At 61.1% G+C, this 17,726-nt stretch carries 19 protein-coding genes; 15 read left to right on the top strand and 4 right to left on the bottom strand.

Going from position 1 to position 17,726, the window contains the following annotated elements:
* Positions 1–7 precede the first annotated feature (7 nt).
* From I6I71_RS10720 to I6I71_RS10680, 9 genes are all read left to right on the top strand, one after another.
* Positions 8–2,332, top strand: coding sequence for a Tex family protein (locus tag I6I71_RS10720; protein ID WP_201820950.1), 2,325 nt, complete (start codon positions 8–10; stop codon positions 2,330–2,332).
* Positions 2,333–2,436: 104 nt separating this feature from the next.
* The gene (gene rplS, locus I6I71_RS10715; RefSeq protein ID WP_052203798.1) at positions 2,437–2,784 is read left to right on the top strand and encodes a 50S ribosomal protein L19; all 348 of its coding nucleotides are present in this window, start codon (positions 2,437–2,439) and stop codon (positions 2,782–2,784) included.
* Positions 2,785–3,032: 248 nt separating this feature from the next.
* A complete protein-coding gene (lepB, locus tag I6I71_RS10710; protein ID WP_083279081.1) occupies positions 3,033–3,857 on the top strand; it encodes a signal peptidase I in 825 nt (274 codons plus the stop codon).
* 4 nt (positions 3,858–3,861) lie between these two features.
* Complete coding sequence (locus I6I71_RS10705; protein ID WP_052206328.1) at positions 3,862–4,506, top strand: ribonuclease HII; 645 nt, start codon at positions 3,862–3,864, stop codon at positions 4,504–4,506.
* A complete protein-coding gene (locus tag I6I71_RS10700; protein ID WP_052203799.1) occupies positions 4,507–4,815 on the top strand; it encodes a DUF2469 domain-containing protein in 309 nt (102 codons plus the stop codon). It begins immediately after the preceding gene.
* 105 nt (positions 4,816–4,920) lie between these two features.
* Positions 4,921–5,379, top strand: a complete 459-nt coding sequence (locus tag I6I71_RS10695) for a YraN family protein (RefSeq protein WP_083279082.1) — start codon at positions 4,921–4,923, stop codon at positions 5,377–5,379.
* Complete coding sequence (locus tag I6I71_RS10690) at positions 5,366–6,928, top strand: YifB family Mg chelatase-like AAA ATPase (protein ID WP_201820949.1); 1,563 nt, start codon at positions 5,366–5,368, stop codon at positions 6,926–6,928. The genes I6I71_RS10695 and I6I71_RS10690 overlap by 14 nt, the downstream gene beginning before the upstream one ends.
* On the top strand, positions 6,925–8,082 hold the full coding sequence (locus I6I71_RS10685) for a DNA-processing protein DprA (protein WP_201820947.1): 1,158 nt from the start codon (positions 6,925–6,927) through the stop codon (positions 8,080–8,082). Before I6I71_RS10690 ends, I6I71_RS10685 begins: the two co-directional genes overlap by 4 nt.
* Before the next feature lie 30 nt (positions 8,083–8,112).
* Positions 8,113–9,051, top strand: coding sequence for a tyrosine recombinase XerC (locus tag I6I71_RS10680; protein WP_201820945.1), 939 nt, complete (start codon positions 8,113–8,115; stop codon positions 9,049–9,051).
* On the opposite strand, the gene I6I71_RS10675 is transcribed toward I6I71_RS10680, so the two are convergent.
* Positions 9,048–9,503, bottom strand: coding sequence for a M23 family metallopeptidase (locus I6I71_RS10675; protein ID WP_330910979.1), 456 nt, complete (start codon positions 9,501–9,503; stop codon positions 9,048–9,050). The genes I6I71_RS10680 and I6I71_RS10675 overlap by 4 nt on opposite strands.
* A 427-nt stretch (positions 9,504–9,930) precedes the next feature.
* Between I6I71_RS10675 and rpsB the strand changes: the two genes are divergently transcribed.
* Together rpsB and tsf are read left to right on the top strand one after the other, a co-directional pair.
* Positions 9,931–10,848 carry a 30S ribosomal protein S2 gene (rpsB, locus tag I6I71_RS10670; protein WP_070495813.1) on the top strand — a complete coding sequence of 306 codons (918 nt, stop codon included), beginning with the start codon at positions 9,931–9,933 and terminating at the stop codon, positions 10,846–10,848.
* A 210-nt stretch (positions 10,849–11,058) separates the two neighbouring features.
* Entirely contained in the window at positions 11,059–11,877 is an 819-nt protein-coding gene (gene tsf, locus I6I71_RS10665; protein WP_052203809.1) for a translation elongation factor Ts, read from the top strand.
* A gap of 179 nt (positions 11,878–12,056) precedes the next feature.
* On the opposite strand, the gene I6I71_RS10660 is transcribed toward tsf, so the two are convergent.
* Positions 12,057–12,476, bottom strand: a complete 420-nt coding sequence (locus I6I71_RS10660) for a hypothetical protein (RefSeq protein WP_201820941.1) — start codon at positions 12,474–12,476, stop codon at positions 12,057–12,059.
* A gap of 120 nt (positions 12,477–12,596) precedes the next feature.
* On the opposite strand from I6I71_RS10660, the gene pyrH reads away from it, so the two are divergent.
* Entirely contained in the window at positions 12,597–13,280 is a 684-nt protein-coding gene (pyrH, locus tag I6I71_RS10655) for a UMP kinase (RefSeq protein WP_052206331.1), read from the top strand.
* Here the strand turns inward: pyrH and I6I71_RS10650 are convergent.
* Complete coding sequence (locus tag I6I71_RS10650; RefSeq protein WP_201820939.1) at positions 13,269–14,336, bottom strand: amidase family protein; 1,068 nt, start codon at positions 14,334–14,336, stop codon at positions 13,269–13,271. The genes pyrH and I6I71_RS10650 overlap by 12 nt on opposite strands.
* 84 nt (positions 14,337–14,420) lie before the next feature.
* Here I6I71_RS10650 and frr point away from each other — a divergent pair, with 84 nt between their 5' ends.
* The 3 genes from frr (at position 14,421) to rlmN (ending at position 17,082) form a co-directional block, all read left to right on the top strand.
* Entirely contained in the window at positions 14,421–14,978 is a 558-nt protein-coding gene (frr, locus tag I6I71_RS10645; protein ID WP_201820937.1) for a ribosome recycling factor, read from the top strand.
* 13 nt (positions 14,979–14,991) lie between these two features.
* Positions 14,992–15,897, top strand: a complete 906-nt coding sequence (locus I6I71_RS10640) for a phosphatidate cytidylyltransferase (protein WP_052203818.1) — start codon at positions 14,992–14,994, stop codon at positions 15,895–15,897.
* 81 nt (positions 15,898–15,978) lie between these two features.
* A complete protein-coding gene (gene rlmN / locus I6I71_RS10635; protein WP_101734432.1) occupies positions 15,979–17,082 on the top strand; it encodes a dual-specificity RNA methyltransferase RlmN in 1,104 nt (367 codons plus the stop codon).
* Positions 17,083–17,154: 72 nt separating this feature from the next.
* Here the strand turns inward: rlmN and I6I71_RS10630 are convergent, their stop codons facing one another.
* The gene (locus I6I71_RS10630) at positions 17,155–17,580 is read right to left on the bottom strand and encodes a DUF2631 domain-containing protein (RefSeq protein WP_070495821.1); all 426 of its coding nucleotides are present in this window, start codon (positions 17,578–17,580) and stop codon (positions 17,155–17,157) included.
* Positions 17,581–17,726: the final 146 nt, after the last annotated feature.

Here is a 17,726-nt window from a genome sequence, read left to right as displayed (position 1 = left end):
TCGGCGAATGACTATCGCAGCAACAATCGCGACAGAAATTCACGTGCGCCCCTCCCAAGTGGAGGCGGCGCTTCGCCTTTTGGCAGAGGGCAACACGGTTCCGTTTATTTCGCGCTACCGCAAGGAAGCCACCGGTGGTTTGGATGATGCGCAGTTGCGCCACATCGAGGAGCGCAACACGTACCTGGTGGAGTTGGCCGAGCGCAAAGAGGCAGTGCTGGCCAGTATTGATGAGCAGGGCAAGCTGACCGATGAGCTCAAGCGCGACATCCTTGCGGCCGATACGAAGGCGCGCGTGGAGGACCTCTACCTGCCGTACAAGAAGCGCCGCAAGACCAAAGCGGACATCGCGCGCGAGGCAGGGCTTGAGCCGCTTGCACAACTACTTATCGACGAGCCAACGACCAACCCCGAAACCGCCTCCGAAGGGTTCCTCTGCGAAGGCTTCCCGGATGCAAAGTCCGCGCTTGACGGCGCACGTGCGATCTTGGTGGACCGCTTCGCCACCGACGCTGACCTGGTAGGTGCGGTGCGTGACCGCGTCTACGCCGAGGGCACCATGCGCGCAACTGTTGTGGAAGGCAAAGAACAGGAAGGCGCGAAGTTTGCGGACTACTTCGACTTTTCTGAAGACTTTGCCAAGCTGCCTAGCCACCGAATTCTGGCGCTGTTGCGCGGGGAGAACGAAGGCGTGCTCACCCTGGATCTCGACCCCGGCGATGAGTCCGTCTACGAGGGCATGATCGCGCAGCGTTTCAACCTGCCGGTGGAGGACTCCGAGTGGTTGGCCAAGGCCGTGCGTTGGGGGTGGCGCACCAAGTTGCAGATTTCGGCGAATGTGGATGCGCGTATGCGTCTCAAAGAAAAAGCCGAAGAGGGCGCACTGGAGGTGTTCAAGACGAACCTGCGTGACGTACTGCTGGCGGCTCCTGCCGGCCAGCGCGTCACCTTGGCGCTGGACCCGGGGTACCGCAACGGCGTGAAGTGCGCGGTTGTGGACGGCACCGGCAAGGTACTGGCAACCACGATTGTCTACCCGCACCAGCCGCAGAACCGTTGGGATGCTTCGCGCGCAGAGCTCGCGTCCCTGGCCGCAGAGCACGGTGTGGAGCTGATCGCCGTGGGCAACGGCACCGCCTCGCGTGAGTCGGAGAAACTTGCCGGCGAGGTGGCGGACATGATTGCCAAGGCCGGCGGCACACGCCCAACGCCTGTGGTGGTCAGTGAGTCTGGCGCCTCTGTCTACTCCGCAAGCGAGATCGCAGCAGAGGAGTTCCCGGAGATGGACGTCTCGCTGCGCTCCGCGGTCTCCATCGGGCGCCGCTTGCAGGACCCGCTGGCGGAACTGGTGAAGGTGGATCCGAAGTCGATCGGCGTTGGCCAGTACCAGCACGACGTGAACCAGACCGCCCTGGCCCAAACGCTGGACGCGGTGGTGGAGGATGCGGTGAACTCCGTCGGTGTGGAAGTCAACACTGCCTCCGCGCCGCTGCTTGAGCGCGTTGCAGGTCTTTCGGGCACGGTGGCGAAGAACATCGTGGCCTACCGCGACGAGCACGGCAGCTTCACCACCCGCAAGGAGCTGGGCAAGGTGCCTCGTCTGGGGCCGAAGGCGTTTGAGCAGGCTGCGGGCTTCCTGCGCATCCAAGGCGGGACGGACCCTCTGGACGCCTCCGCCGTGCACCCGGAGGCCTACCCGGTGGTTGAGCGCATCGCGTCTGTAACCGGCCTGGACACCACACAGCTGATTGGCAACACCGCAGTGCTGACCAAGCTTGCCCCGGCAGACTTCGCCGATGACACCTTTGGCGTGCCAACGGTGACCGACATCATCGCCGAGCTGGACAAACCCGGCCGCGACCCACGCCCGGAGTTCAAGACCGCCACCTTCAAAGAAGGCGTCAACGAAGTCAAAGACCTCAAACCCGGCATGATCCTAGAGGGCACCGTGACCAACGTCGCTGCCTTCGGCGCGTTTGTGGATGTCGGCGTTCACCAAGACGGCCTCGTGCACGTCTCCGCGATGAGCGACCGCTTCGTTTCCGACCCGCACGACGTTGTCCGCTCCGGTCAGGTAGTCAAAGTCAAGGTCATGGATGTAGACGTTGCTCGCAACCGCATCGGCCTTTCGCTTCGGCTTAACGACGACCCCGCTAACCCCTCCACCGCCAAACCCGGCAAGCAACCGCGCCAGCAGGCAGGTAAGAACTCTGGCAAGGGCGGTCATGGTGGTCAGGGCGGTCGGGGTGGGGGACGTGGGCGTCGACAAGCAAAGGGAGCTCAAGGCGGGTCGATGGCCGATGCCCTCAAGCGTGCCGGATTTGGTAACTGACCGGGCGATATGTAACATGTTTCGAGTTGTTGTACACGATACGAACCGGTCGAGCCTTCGTGGCCGCTAGGTTCCTCTGTCCGTAAAAGTAAAGGAATGCTGCCATGAGCAACGGCATCATCGATCTGGTCGACGCAGGTCAGCTGCGCGACGACATCCCGAACTTCCGCCCCGGCGACACCCTTGACGTGCACGTCAAGGTTATCGAGGGCAACGTAACCCGTACCCAGGTCTTCACCGGTTTTGTGGTGCGTCGCCAGGGTGGCGGCATCCGCGAGACCTTCACCGTCCGCAAGATTTCCTTCGGCATCGGCGTTGAGCGTACCTTCCCGGTTCACTCCCCGAACATTGAGAAGATCGAGGTCGTTCGCCGCGGCAAGGTTCGCCGCGCGAAGCTGTACTACATGCGCGACCTGCGTGGCAAGGCTGCCCGCATCAAGGAGCGCCGCTAGGCAGCAGGGCCCTTACTGGCCCCTTTCCTTGCACCCCGTTGTCAACGTTGGTTGGCGGCGGGGTGTTTTTCGTTTGGTGGGGTGCTGGGGTGGTTGGGATGCTGACCTGCGTTAACCCCACCCGCCACACCAGCCTCATTGCAAACAAATTGATTTGTTACGGATGTGACTTAAAAACCGCAGGCCGCTGAAAGATTTTGCGATCATTTTCAGCGACATCCGAAAAGCGCCAGACAGCGTGTAGGGTGATGCGGGTGACTACACCGAATGATCCGGTCCGCACCGAGCATGAAACCCACTGGCCGGGGGAGCCAGCGCAGGCGGAAACCACCCAAGAAACCACCCAAGAAACCACCCAAGAAGAAACCCAAGCGCCCAAGCAGACCCCGTGGTACATCGAGATCCCCGCGGTTGTGATCTTGACGTTGTCATTGATGTTTGTGATCCAGACGTTTTTGGGGCGTTTGTATGTGATTCCGTCGGCGTCGATGGAGCCGACGTTGCACGGTGAGAGCGGTTCGGGTGATCGCATTTTGGTGCAGAAAGTCAGCTACTACTTCAGTGACCCGGAGCCGGGGGATGTGGTGGTGTTTAAGGGCACTGACAGTTGGAATACCGGGTTTGTGTCGAATCGTTCCAACAACACGTTCATCCGCGGTATGCAGGAGGTTGGCAGCTGGGTCGGTCTGGTGCCCAAGGATGAGAACACTCTGGTGAAGCGCATTATTGCTGAGGGTGGTCAGACGGTGAGCTGCCAGGCGGGGGATCCGGCGGTGATGGTGGATGGTTCGCCGATTGATCAGTCGTATGTGCTTAATCCGCCGACGTATCCGGTGGACACTACGACGGGTTCGGAAGCTTGCGGCGGTGATTTTTTCGGCCCGCTGACGGTGCCTGAGGGCCATTACTTCATGATGGGTGATAACCGGACGAATTCGCTGGATTCGCGTGCGCATATGGGTGATGAGCTGCAGGGGACGATTCCGCGGGAGAATTTCCGTGGCAAGGTGTCTGCGGTGGTCTTCCCGTTGAGTCGTCTGGGTGGTGTGGACGACCCGGATATCCAGCGTTAGTGTGGTGCGCCGCCTGAAGCAGTTGCGCACCTATGAGGTGGCGCTGGACAAGGTTGGGTTCGGCCCGGTCGCTGGTGTTGATGAGGCGGGGCGCGGTGCGTGTTTCGGCCCGGTGACTATTGCGGCGTGTATGTTGCCGACGCGTCCGTTGCCTGAGCTTGAGGGGTTGGATGATTCGAAGAAGTTGACGGAGCGTAGACGCCGGTTGCTTTTCGACGCCATCGTTAACTCCGCCACCGCCTTTTCCATCGTGCACGTGCCAGCGGCGGACATTGACCGTCGAGGTATTCAGGCGGCGAACTTGGATGGGGCTCGCCGTGCGGTGGCAGGGCTTGATCCTGCGCCCAAATATGTGCTGATGGACGGGTTTCGTATCCCGGGTCTTGGCGTGCCGCAGTTGCCGGTGGTGGGAGGGGATGCTGCGGCGAGGTGTATTGCGGCGGCGAGTGTGTTGGCGAAGGTGTCTCGGGACGCGTTGATTGTGGAGATGGCGGAGCAGTTTCCGGAGTATGGCTTGGCTGGCCATAAGGGGTATTCAACTGCGGCGCATATGGCTGCGGTGCGCCGCCACGGTGCGAGTGCGCAGCACCGTTATAGTTATGCCAACGTCCGTGAAGCCGATGAGTTTTACAAAGGGGTTGTGCGGTAGATGAGCGCCGAAGAGCTGGACAATTATGAGTCCGAGGTGGAGCTGTCGCTGTACCGTGAGTACCGCGATGTGGCGAGCCAGTTTTCGTATGTGGTGGAGACGGAGCGTCGTTTTTACCTTGCGAATGCCGTGCAGCTGATCCCGCACACTGAGGGCAATGATGTCTACTACGAGGTGCGTATGTCTGACTGCTGGGTGTGGGATATGTACCGTGCGGTGCGGTTTGTGCGTTATGTGCGTGTGATTACGTATAAGGATGTCAATATTGAGGAGCTGGATAAGCCGGATTTGACGTTCCCGGACCGTTAAGGGAACCGAAGGGGGGTTTGGTCAGTCTAAGTGGGTAGGGGCAACGTTTCGCGTTGCTTCGTGTGAATACCTATTTCAGAACTGAAACCATAAGGGGGGACGTTTATGTCTAACCATCGATCCGCCACGCTTTCGCATTTTCCGTTGACGTTGCGTGGTGAGACTACGCAGGTGACGGGGCACCCGGATAGCGAGGTGGCCGACCGTTACGCGCTGGGTGTCGCCGGTGAGAATGTGGCGGTTGGTCTATATGAGCAGTATGGGTACTCGCTGTACAACAAGCGGGTGCGGTGTCGTGCTGGGGAGTTGGACGCGGTGTTGCGTGCGCCTGACGGCACGATTGTGTTTTTGGAGGTGAAGTCTCGGCGTAGCGGTGAGTACGGCGGGGCGGAGGCGGTGACTGCCAAAAAGCTGGCCACGATGCGCAGGTGCGCAGCCGAGTGGCTGGATCGTTCCCCGAATGGCGGTGGTTCGCAGGTGCGTTTCGACGTCTGCGAGGTCCTTTTCAACGGCAACTCCTATGTGGTGTGCCGCTTCGAGGGGGTTGATGATGGCGCTTGCTAGAACGCTGACGGCTACCGTGGAGGGTCTTCGTGCGCACATGGTGACGGTGGAGGCCAATGTGGGGCCGGGCCTGCCCGGGATGTACATGGTGGGTCTGGGGGATGCAGCGGTGCGTGAGTCGCGTGACCGTATCCGCACGGCTATTGCGAATTCTGGGTTGCCGTGGCCACGCTCAAAGATCATGGTGTCGCTGTCGCCGGCGCACTTGCGTAAAGCGGGCAGCCATTTTGATTTGCCGATTGCGCTTGGGGTTGCGGCAAGTGGAGAGCCGGAGCTGCATCCGGTGCTGGCGCGCACGGTGTTTATGGGCGAGCTTGCGCTCGACGGCACGCTGCGTCGGGTGGAGGGCATCTTGCCGATGTTGCTGCACGCGCAGCGCTCGCGCGCGGAAGGTACCGGCAATGACTTCGACGTTGTGGTGGTGCCGCGTGCCAATGCGCGAGAGGCGGCGCTGCTCAAACGCAAGCATGTGTTGGTGGCGGACAACCTCACGCAGGTGTGGCGTTGGCTGTGCGCGGAGGAGTTCTTAGACACCGCTATCGACGCTGCCGATCGCGCCGTAGCGTCGGCGCCAGCTGACCCACAGACCACCCACGTGCCGGATTTTGCGGATGTGGCGGGTCAGCTTCTGGAGCGCGAAGCGATGGAGATCGCCGCTACTGGCGGGCACCACATGCTGATGGTTGGTCCGCCGGGTTCAGGCAAGTCGATGCTGGCGGAGCGGCTGCCGTCGATTTTGCCGCCGCTGAGTATTGATGAGCAGATTGAGACCACGGCTCTGCATTCGGCGGCAGGGGTCAGTCGCGGGGAGATTGTGGGGAGGCGGCCGTTTGTGGCACCGCATCCGTCGATAAGCAGATTTGGGCTCATCGGTGGGGGATCGGGTGTGCCGGCGCCGGGGGCGGTGAGCCAGGCGCATAACGGGGTGCTGTTTTTGGATGAGGCGTCGGAGATTTCGGCGCACGTGCTGGATTCGCTGCGCATCCCGCTGGAAAAACGCAAGGTGGTGCACAGGCGTGAGCGCCGAAACGTGGAGTATCCGGCGGATTTCCAGCTGATCCTGGCTGCCAACCCGTGTCCGTGTGGGATGGATATTCAAAAATGTGGGTGCACGCCGCTGCAGCGCAGGAACCACCTGTCCAATATCTCGGGGCCGTTGCGGGACAGGTTGGATATTTTCTTGACCACTACAGCGCAGTCGGCGGTGTTGAGTCCGGAAGGGGCGGAGCCGTCGTCCGCAATCCTGGCGCGGGTGATGGAAGCACGTGAACGTGCAGCGCACCGCTGGGCAAAGGCGGGCTATGAAGCCACGACTAACGCGGCGATGGACGCTACCGTGATCCGCCGACATTTCCCGCCAGATGAATCCTCCGCAGCAACGATTGAGCACATGCTCAGGAACGACGAGCTGACCCAACGAGGCGTGGATCGGGTGCTCAAGCTCGCCTGGACCATGGCCGATCTTGAACACGAGCCGTGCCCACACATCGACCACATCTACCGGGCGGTGGCGCTGCGCAAGACCCAGCGTGAGGAGGTGGCGGCATGAGCGCGTTGACCTCATGGGCGTACCTCTCACGCGTAATTGAGGGGCCCAACCAGCACCTCCAGGCCCTGTTGCGCGCCGGGCGGGATGCCGATGAAATTGCCAACGGTGTGCGCACACGGGCGAGCTGGCTAGGAGGCTTGGCAGGCGCCACGGAAGCCAGGTACGCGCGGTCAGTGCCCGAAGAGGACCTGGCCAAGGCTGCGGATCTCGGCTTTAGCCTGATCACGCCCGATTCGCCGAACTGGCCAAGCGCGGCGATTTCAGCAAGCTTTGACACGCTGACGGCGCTTGAGAAAGGCGCGTGCCCGCCGCACGCGTTGTGGGTGAAAGGGCAGCAGAACCTGCCAGCGTTGTTTGCGCAGTCCGTTGGTGTGGTTGGTACGCGCGCGCCGAGCCACGAGGGACAAAAGGCAACCGCGAACCTGGTAGCCGGTCTTGCGAAACACCAGTACACGATTGTCTCTGGCGGGGCCGCAGGCGTGGATACGGTGGCGCATGACACGGCCCTTGCGAATGCGACGCCAACCGTGGTGATTACGGCCTTTGGCGCCGGGGTGACCTACCCGCGGCCAAACGAGCGCCTGTTTCAGCGCGTGACCAGCCAGGGCGGCGCCATGATCAGCGAATACCCGCCGGGTGTTACCCCTGATAGGCATCGGTTCCTGACGCGAAACCGGCTGATCGCAGCGTTGTCGCAAGGCAGCGTGGTGGTGGAGGCGGGCTATCGCTCCGGGGCATTAAACACCTTGAACTGGCTTCACACCTTTAACCGGCAGGCGATGGCGGTGCCGGGCTCCATCATGGAGAAAGCCTGCCTAGGCACCAACCTGGCCATTGCGAAGGAGCAAGCCACCATGGTCTTAAGCGCCGACCACATCCATGAGCTGCTCAGCACGGTTGGTGAAGAAGACATGCAGCTGAAGTTGGACGATCTCTATGAGCCAACACCCATCCAGCGCCTGTCGCGCAATGAGTTGCAGGTCTATGACTCGCTGCCGTTGCCGTCCGTTGGTGCGAGAACCGCCGAGCAAGTGGCCGAAGTTGCCGGCATGGCGGTGGGGCTGACGGTGCACCTGCTCATGGAGCTGGAAAGCCGCAACCTTGTGCGCAGGGAAGGCCGCCTGTGGCGCCGGGTTGAGCTTGACAAGAAGTGACGAGGCACTAAGCGACTACACTGCCGTTACATGAGTCAACTCCAAGCCGCGGTAGAGGATTTCGCGGAATACGCCACGCTTGTGCAGGGCCGCTCCGCAAACACCGTCCGCGGCTACCGCGCAGACTTAGCGCTGCTGCAGGGCCGGATTGACACGTTTGCGCAGTTCACGCTGGACAATCTGCGCTTGTGGCTTGCGGACGCCGTCGCGCAAGGCAAAGCCCGCTCCACCCTGGCCCGGCGCACTGCAGCCGTACGCGCGTTCTCTACGTGGGCGTACAAACAAGGCCATATTGACACGGATGTGGCGGCGCGCCTGGTCACGCCGAAGATCACACGCCCGCTGCCGGCTGTACTGCGCGCAGAGACAGCAGCGAGCATGCTGGAACAGGTGGAACAGGTGGAACAGCAGGATCGGGGGGAGGGCGTTGGGGGCGATGGCGGGGGCGTCGATAAGCAAAAAGCTCCTGAAATGTTGAGGGATGCGGCGATGCTGGAGCTGCTGTATGCCACTGGCATGCGTGTCGGCGAGCTCACCGGGCTGGACGTAGGCGATGTGGACCTCAATAGGGGCCTGGCCAAAGTCACCGGCAAAGGCAACAAGCAACGCATGGTGCCGTTCGGGGAACAAGCAAGCCGGGCGGTGCGCGACTGGCTCAACCACGGGCGCGCCGAACTAGCACATGAGGATGCCGGCGACGCCTTGTTTGTGGGCAGCCGAGGCAAACGCATCGACCAGCGGCAGGTACGTCGCGTGGTGGAACGCGCCGCAGACAACGCAGGTGCAAGTGACATTACGCCGCACTCCCTACGCCACTCCGCTGCCACACACCTGCTTGAAGGCGGGGCAGACCTACGCGTGGTGCAAGAACTCCTCGGGCACGCCAGCCTGCAAACCACCCAGATCTACACACACGTATCCGCACAGCGGCTCAAAAACGTCTACGACCAAGCCCACCCACGCGCCTAACGCCTAACCCGTGCTGCGCGCTCAACCGGCTTGAGCCGAATCTTCGGCGGCTCCAACAACGTCAACGGATCAATGTAGGTATCCGGCCCCGTCTTCGCACCCCAATGCAACCCGTCGTGCTCACCGGCAAAGCGGCTCGTTGCACGCGCCAAAACCCCAATGACTTGGCCCTCAGCAACCTCATCACCAACCGTAACACTGGCACGCACCGGCTGATACGTCGTGCGAATCCCCTCCGGAAACCTCGCCGACGGCGCATGATCCACCGACACGATCGGTGTGCCCGCCACATTGCCCACAAACGCCACCGTGCCAGCCTCCGCCGCCAACACCGGCGCGCCGGGCTGCAAGTACAGGTCAACACCGCGGTGGCCGGGCAGCCAATTGCGCTTCGGAATATCCGCTGGGCGCGTCACATGGGTGGCGTAGTCCTTGCCGGTTGTCGGATCCACCCAGGCTGTGGCATACGGCTGGCTGCATATGCAAGCGAGTGCGACCGCCCATGCGGTGAGTGTTGCACGCGTAGAAATGTGACCAGAAAGCTTGAAAGAAATCCCCGTAATCCCCATGCAGATACCTCACCACAAAACTGCCGGGCGCGCTAGTGGTTTCTTAAGACTTTATGGACGGGGCACTCGGCGAGGGAGTCGATGCCACCGGATGCTGCAGCTCAATTAGGTAATTGCGCAGCACGTGAGTATTGTTATGCGGGCAGTCTGTAACAAGATTGACTTCGCGCGCCGAATAAGGCCAGCTCAGCAACGGTCCCTCGTCAAGGGGTGCAGAGTTAGTCCGGTGCCAGGGTGCGGGATAAAAACCCGCACAACGCTGACCACGTACGTAAACCGAAACTACTTTTCTCCGAAGGAGATCATTCCCATGGCAGTTGTAACCATGCGCGAACTCCTCGACGCTGGTGTGCACTTTGGCCACCAGACTCGTCGCTGGAACCCGAAGATGCGTCGCTTCATCTTCACCGACCGCAACGGCATCTACATCATCGATCTGCAGCAGTCGCTGACCTACATCGATGAGGCTTACGAGTTTGTGAAGGAGACCGTCGCACACGGCGGCACCATCCTGTTCGTTGGCACCAAGAAGCAGGCGCAGGAGCCGATCCGCGAAGAGGCTGAGCGCGTTGGCATGCCGTACGTCACCCACCGTTGGCTCGGTGGCATGCTCACCAACTTCCAGACCGTGTCCAAGCGTATTGCCCGCATGAAGGAACTGCAGGCAATGGACGCAGCTGAGAACGGCTACGCAGGCCGCGGCAAGAAGGAAGTCCTGATGCTTAATCGTGAGCGCACCAAGCTGGAGCGCGTCCTCGGCGGCATCTCCGAGATGACCAAGGCTCCGTCCGCACTGTGGATTGTGGACACCAACAAGGAGCACATCGCCATCTCCGAGGCGAAGAAGCTGCGCATCCCGGTTGTTGCCATCCTGGACACCAACTGCGATCCGGATGAGGTTGACTTCCCGATCCCGGGCAACGACGACGCTATCGGCGCTGTGAAGCTGCTCACCCACGTTGTGGGCGAGGCTGTCATCGAGGGCAAGAAGCAGCGCGAGGAGCGCCAGCTGGCTGCCGCACGTGATGCTGCAGGCGACACCGATGCGAAGATGCAGGCTGAGGCTGCTGAGGCTGCCGCACAGGCTGCTGCATCCGACGAGGTTTCCGCAGCTGATGCCGCTAAGGCCGCTGTTGCCGCAGAGACCGCTGCTCCGCAGGAAGTTGCAGAGGTTGAGCAGCCGGCAGCTGTCCGCGCTGCTGAGCAGGCTGAAGCTGACAAGGCATAAATTTGCCGTGACGCACACCGCGTGTGCCGCATGAGGGATCCCCGCGTACGCATTGTGCGCGGGGATTTCGTGCGTAAGTGACGGGTGTCAATTCCGGTTGGGTGCGGCGCGCGCCTTGCCCCTCCGGACCCTTCGCTGCCGAACAAACACAGTTCGGCTAATCTTTCTAACGTTAAACACCTTTCCCCGATTTAGAGGAGGAATCGCCACATGGCGAACTACACTGCTGCAGACGTAAAGAAGCTTCGTGAGACCACTGGCTCCGGCATGCTGGACTGCAAGAAGGCCCTGGAAGAGGCTGGCGGCGACTTTGAGAAGGCCGTTGAGGCCCTGCGCATCAAGGGTGCGAAGGACGTGGGCAAGCGCGCTGAGCGCAACGCTCTCGAGGGCCTGGTTGCTGTTTCCGGCAACACCATCGTTGAGATCAACTCTGAGACCGACTTCGTGGCTAAGAACCAGGAGTTCAAGGACCTGGCTGATCAGATCGCTGAGGCTGCCGCTGCGGTGAAGGCTAACTCCCAGGAGGAGCTGGCTAAGGCTGACGTCAACGGTGAGACTGCGCACGAGGTGCTCGAGCGCATGTCCGCCAAGATCGGCGAGAAGCTGGAGCTGCGCCGCGCTGCCACCGTTGAGGGCGACAATGTTGCGAAGTACCTGCACCAGAAGGCTGCGGACCTGCCGCCGGCTGTTGGTGTGCTGGTTGCTTACACCGGTGACAACGCTGAGGCTGCTCACCAGGTTGCGCTGCAGATCGCTGCTATGAAGGCTCGTTACCTCAACCAGGAGTCCGTCCCGGCTGACGTGATTGAGAAGGAGCGTGCGGTTCAGGAGGAGATCACCCGCAACGAGGGCAAGCCGGAGGCTGCTATTGCCAAGATCGTTGAGGGCCGCATGGGTGGCTTCTTCAAGGACGTTGTCCTGCTGGATCAGCCGTCCCTGGTTGACTCCAAGAAGACCGTCAAGCAGATCGCTGATGAGGCTGGCATTGAGATCACCGACTTCGTTCGCTTCGAGGTTGGCCAGGCTTAAGCCTTAGCATCCCAGCATGTGCCCCAGGTTCGCCTGGGGCTTTTTGCTTGTGTGGGGGCGTTGCGCAATGAGGCAATCCGGGGAGATGATGTCGCCACCTGGGGGTATGGGGTCTGGAATGCAGCAATTTGGGAATTGCTGCAGCCGTAAGCGTCCTAGGCTCGCTTGGGGCTTTTTGCTTATCGACGTCTCAGCGCCCACACCCCATCCCGGGCCTCAAACACCATCTGCGTATCTGGGTTCAGCGCTAACACTGCCTCGGCGTCGCCTCCACACAAGTCGACCTGGGATCGTTCCATGGCAATTTTTGACACTTTGCCGTTGGGTTTTTGGACGAGCACCCAATTGGTGGCGTCGTTGGCGTCCTCATAATTGCGAAACACGTGACGGCCAAGCATGTCATTTGCCGTCTGGCCCGCGTACGGGCAAACAAGGAGGACTTGCGTTGCGTTGGGATAAACGTCGCTGATGTGCAGCGTGACAGAAGCGTCACCCCCGTGTTCTGACAGTGCGTCCTGCAGCGCGTGTTGGTAATCATGTGTGCCGCAGGCTGTTAGCAGCAAACAGGAGAGTGCGGTAGCGGTGAGTTTGGCGCGCATCTGGGTCCTTTTGATCTGGCAGCGTAAGATTGTCGCCGAGTGTATCTGACCCCCTTTTCAAAGGAGTTGACAAACGTGACCGAAGCCACGGCACCTGTGCGCACAGGCTACAAGCGAGTGATGCTGAAGCTGGGTGGTGAAATGTTCGGCGGCGGCAAGGTTGGTATTGACCCTGACGTGGTTGAAAGTGTGGCCAAGCAGATTGCAGAGGTTGCCCGTGGCGGCACTGAGGTTGCGGTTGTGATTGGTGGCGGTAACTTCTTCCGCGGCGCGCAGCTGCAGCAGCGTGGCATGGACCGTGCACGTTCGGACTACATGGGCATGCTGGGCACGGTGATGAACTGCCTGGCGTTGCAGGACTTCTTGCAGCAGGAGGGCGTGGACTGCCGTGTGCAGACTGCCATCAACATGGCGCAGGTGGCTGAGCCGTACCTGCCGCTGCGTGCATCCCGCCACCTGGAGAAGGGCCGCGTGGTCATCTTCGGCGCTGGTATGGGTATGCCGTACTTCTCCACGGACACCACTGCAGCACAGCGCGCGCTGGAGATCGGCTGCGAGGTGCTGCTGATGGCCAAGGCTGTGGATGGTGTGTATGACGCTGATCCGCGGGAGAACCCGAACGCGCAGTTGTTTTCTGAGATCACCCCGCGCGAGGTCATTGAGCAGGGTCTGAAGGTTGCAGACGCTACGGCGTTTAGCCTGTGCATGGACAACAACATGCCGATCCTGGTGTTCAACCTGCTGCAGGAAGGCAACATTGCACGTGCGGTTGCCGGTGAGCAGGTAGGCACGCTAGTCGCGTAATAACGCCGCGAGCTCAAGCAGCTCAGCCCCCGTGACGTTGAGGGCGCCCAAGTGGACGGGCCCCAAGGCGATCGCGGGGGTTTTCAGCATGTTGAACACCGAACACCAGGGGGACCAGTCGGTTTGGGCTTCGAAGCTGTCTTCAGGGCTCATGTCGGAAAACGTGCCGAGTTTTGGCGGGTCGAATGCAAGGGTGGGGCAGAGCACGACGTCTACGTCCCAAGTGCGTGCGAGCAGCTCCGGCAATACGCCTACATGGGTGGAGGCGTTGGCGCGGGCTTCAGGGCTTAGGGCAAGTGCTTCCTCGTGCAGCCAGCTAATGTAGTCGCTGTCTAGTGGCTCGGCGTTGGTGAATGAGGACTTAATGATGGTGCCGAAATGCCTGTAGGTTTCGCGTGACTCGGGGTACGGATCAATTGCCACCACTTCGTGGTAGCGGTCGAGCACACCTGCGGCCTCATCCACGGCATCCAAACGCCAGGATTGCACCTGCGGGTCAGCGAAGACGCCGCGGGTCAGCACACCGATGCGTAAGCGCCGTGGCGGGGGAGGCGTCCACCCGAAGATCTCCATCTGGTCTTTGACGGTGGTGGTCAGCATCCCGTGCGCCGACAGCGATTTGCCACCCAGTTTGAAGCCGACCACGTTGCATGCCGCGGCGGGAACGCGAATCGAACCACCCGCATCCGTGCCGTGCGCTGCCCGGCTTAAACCCAGCGCCACCGCCACACCTGCACCCGTAGAAGACCCACCGGGGGTGCAGCCGGGATACGCCGGGGATTCCAACACGGGCATATCGGGACGCTCCGCGTAGCACGTTGCGCCTAACTCTGAGCTCAGTGTGGTTGCCGGCACGCTCGCACCCTGGCGCAACAGCCAAGCAACAAACGGGTCGTGGTCGGTTGGGGTGGAGGTGCGGTGCGGTGAGCCGTCGATAGTAGGAAGCCCCACAACCGGGGTGGATGACTTGATGGGGATGGACCATCCGTCCAATCGAGCGCCGTGGGTGCCACGGATTGGGGTGTTGGCGATGGACGCAAACGCTGGGTGGTGCATGGTGTGCAAGTGTAGGCCGGGGGTGCGCTGGTAGATTTGGGGGCGTTACGTTTTTCAAACGACGATGAAGGTAGGAACTGACCCATGATTGATGACGTGCTGCTAAACGCCGAAGAGAAAATGACCGCTTCGGTGGAGCACACCCGCGGCGAGCTGGCTTCCATCCGCACCGGACGTGCGAACCCGGCCATGTTCAACGGCGTTATGGCGGACTTCTACGGCGCGCCGACGCCGATCAACCAGATGGCAACGGTTTCGGTGCCGGAGCCGCGCATGCTCATCATCAAGCCGTTCGACCCGTCCACTATGCGCGAGATTGAGGACGCGATCCGTAACTCCGACCTGGGCGTCAATCCGACGGATGACGGCCACGTGATCCGCGTGACCATCCCGCAGCTGACGGAGGAGCGCCGTAAGGACCTGGTGAAGCAGGCTAAGCAGAAGGGCGAGGAGGGCAAGGTTGCCATCCGTAACGTGCGCCGTACGGGCATGGAAGCACTGAAGAAGATTCAGAAGGACGGCGACGCGGGCGAGGACGACGTGCAGACCGCTGAGAAGGCGCTGGACAAGACCACCCAGGGCTACGTTGCACAGATTGATGATTTGGTTTCCAAGAAGGAAACCGAGTTGTTGGAGGTCTAAACCTCAAGTGTCTATGCACATCCACGCCCCCAAGCCGAAGAATAAGGCGGGGCGCAACCTGGGCGCTGCGATCACCACAGGCGTGATCCTAGGCGCGGTGGTCATTGCAGCGGTGTTGGTTGGCCCTATGGCGTGGTACCCACTGGTGGCGGTGGCTGTTGCCTTCGCCATGTGGGAGGTGCTTACGCGGCTGCGTGAGGCGGGCTACCAGCAGCCGCGCACGCTGCTGATCATTTTAGGCCAGATCATGCTGTGGTCCTCGGCGTTCTACGCCAGTGGCGGCCTTGTGGCGGCGTTTGCCATCTCTGTGCTGTTTTTGATGTTCTGGCGCCTGTTTTTCCACACCAGTGGGCCTAGCACTGATGCCACAGGGCGCTTGAGCCGCAGCGCCAACCCGGAAAACTACCTGCGCGATACTTCCGTTGGCATTTTTGTGCTGACGTGGATCCCGCTGTTTGGTTCTTTCGCTGCGATGATCTCGTTGATTGATGAGGGCGGCATTCCGGGATCCCGCTTCATCATCGCGTTCATGTTGTGCGTGGTGGCGTCTGACGTTGGTGGCTACGCCGCCGGCGTGATGTTTGGCACCCACCCGATGGCCCCGGCGGTCAGCCCGAACAAGAGCTGGGAAGGCTTTGCCGGCTCCATGGTCTTCGGCATGATCACTGGCTTGCTAGTTGTGCATTTCTTGATCCACGGCCCGTGGTGGCTGGGTCTTGTCATGGGTGCGGCCCTGGTGGTGTGCGCAACCATGGGTGACTTGGTGGAAAGCCAGTTCAAGCGTGAGCTTGGCATTAAAGACATGTCCAACCTGCTGCCCGGCCACGGTGGCCTGATGGACCGTTTGGACGGCATGCTGCCAGCCGCGTGCGCCACCTACGCTTTGCTCAACGCTGCGGTACTGCTCAACCCGTTCTAGCTTTTCTGGGCAAGGAGTTCTGGGCAAGGAATCGCTCTAATTCGCCTGATGTTGGCTTGACGTGCAACAATGGGGCGCATTATGAGCGATGTTCCCCAGATCAACCTGCTGGCGCCCAAGCGCGGCATGCCGCCGAAGCACTTCGCGGACCTGAATAAAGAAGAGCGCATTGATGCGCTGAAGGAGCTTGGCCTGCCCAAGTTCCGCGCCGATCAGATCGCGCGCCACTACTACGGCAAGTTCGAAGCTGATCCGTTGACTATGACGGACCTGCCGGAAGCGCAGCGCCAGGCGGTGAAAGACGCGCTGTTTCCAACGCTACTAACCCCAGTGCGCAAGGTGGAAACCGACAACGGGGACACCACGAAAACACTGTGGCGCCTGCACGACGGCATCTTGCTGGAGTCCGTGCTTATGCGCTACCCGGACCGCGCCACGCTGTGTATTTCTTCCCAGGCGGGCTGCGGCATGGCGTGCCCGTTCTGTGCCACGGGCCAGGGTGGCTTGGACCGTAACCTGTCTACCGCAGAAATTGTGGATCAGGTGCGCGTTGCGGCAGCAATGATGCAGGAGGAAGGCTCGCGCCTGTCCAACATTGTGTTTATGGGGATGGGGGAGCCGCTGGCCAACTACAAGCGTGTGGTGTCTGCGGTACGTCAGATCACGCAGCCGTCGCCTGAGGGCTTTGGTATTTCGCAGCGCAACGTCACGGTATCCACGGTGGGGTTGGCGCCGCAGATCCGCATGCTTGCAGACGAAGGGTTGTCCTGCACCCTCGCCGTCTCCCTGCACACGCCGGATGATGAGCTGCGCGATGAGTTGGTGCCGATGAACAACCGCTGGCCTGTGTCCGAGGTGTTGGACGCCGCGCGTTACTACGCCGATAAGTCGGGACGCCGCGTTTCCATTGAGTACGCGCTGATCCGTGACATCAATGACCACAACTTCCGCGCTGACATGTTGGGGCAGAAGCTGCACAAGGCCCTCGGCCCCAAGGTGCACGTGAACCTGATTCCGTTGAACCCGACGCCGGGATCGAAGTGGGATGCGTCCCCGAAGGACCGCCAAGAAGAGTTTGTGCGCCGCGTGATTGCCCAGGGCGTGACGTGTACGGTGCGCGACACCAAGGGTCAGGAGATTGCCGCGGCTTGTGGCCAGTTGGCGGCAGACGAGAAGGCGGGTTAAGCACCAGCAACGACAAAACCCGGCCACGTAAGGCCGGGTTTTTTATATCTAGCTTCGTACTAGTGCTGGGAACTAGTTCTGCGGTGCACGCAGGTGTGCAACGCGAGCCGGGTCGATGTTGAGGGCGCGCAGCTCACGCTCACCAAGATCGGCGTAGACACCGGAGAGCGTCTTCTGGTCGTATGCCCAGTCCGGCTCCTGGTGGCCAACCGGCTTGTTGTGCGCGGTGACGGTGCGGACCTGGTTCAGCTTCGGCTGGGTTGCCAGAAGAATCAAACCAAGTGCGATGACCACTGCGAGGGTGACAAGCCAGATGGTCTCTACGTGACCCTCGTGGTTACCAAAGTTGAACCCAACCAGGGCGATGACGGAAATCCAGCCTGCGACCTGGATGATGCCGTTGCCGGCTTCGCTCCAGCCAAAGCGGGCGGATGGGACATCTGCCTCAGATACGCCGTTGTACACCTGAGGTGCGTTGTCGAGAGCGTGGTTGGCCACAGCCAAACTCCTTCATGCTGAACAATTGGAAAACAATTGGAACTATTTGCAACAGTATTGGCACCATTCTTTCACATGGGCTTGCCAGTTTGCGAGTGAATACCCCCTAAACGTCCGAAAGTTTTACCGCTTGTGGAGCAGACTGG

Origin of the sequence: Corynebacterium riegelii (assembly GCF_016728505.1) — a bacterium.
Lineage (GTDB): Bacteria > Actinomycetota > Actinomycetes > Mycobacteriales > Mycobacteriaceae > Corynebacterium > Corynebacterium riegelii.
This window is presented reverse-complemented; position numbering and strand designations above follow the sequence as displayed.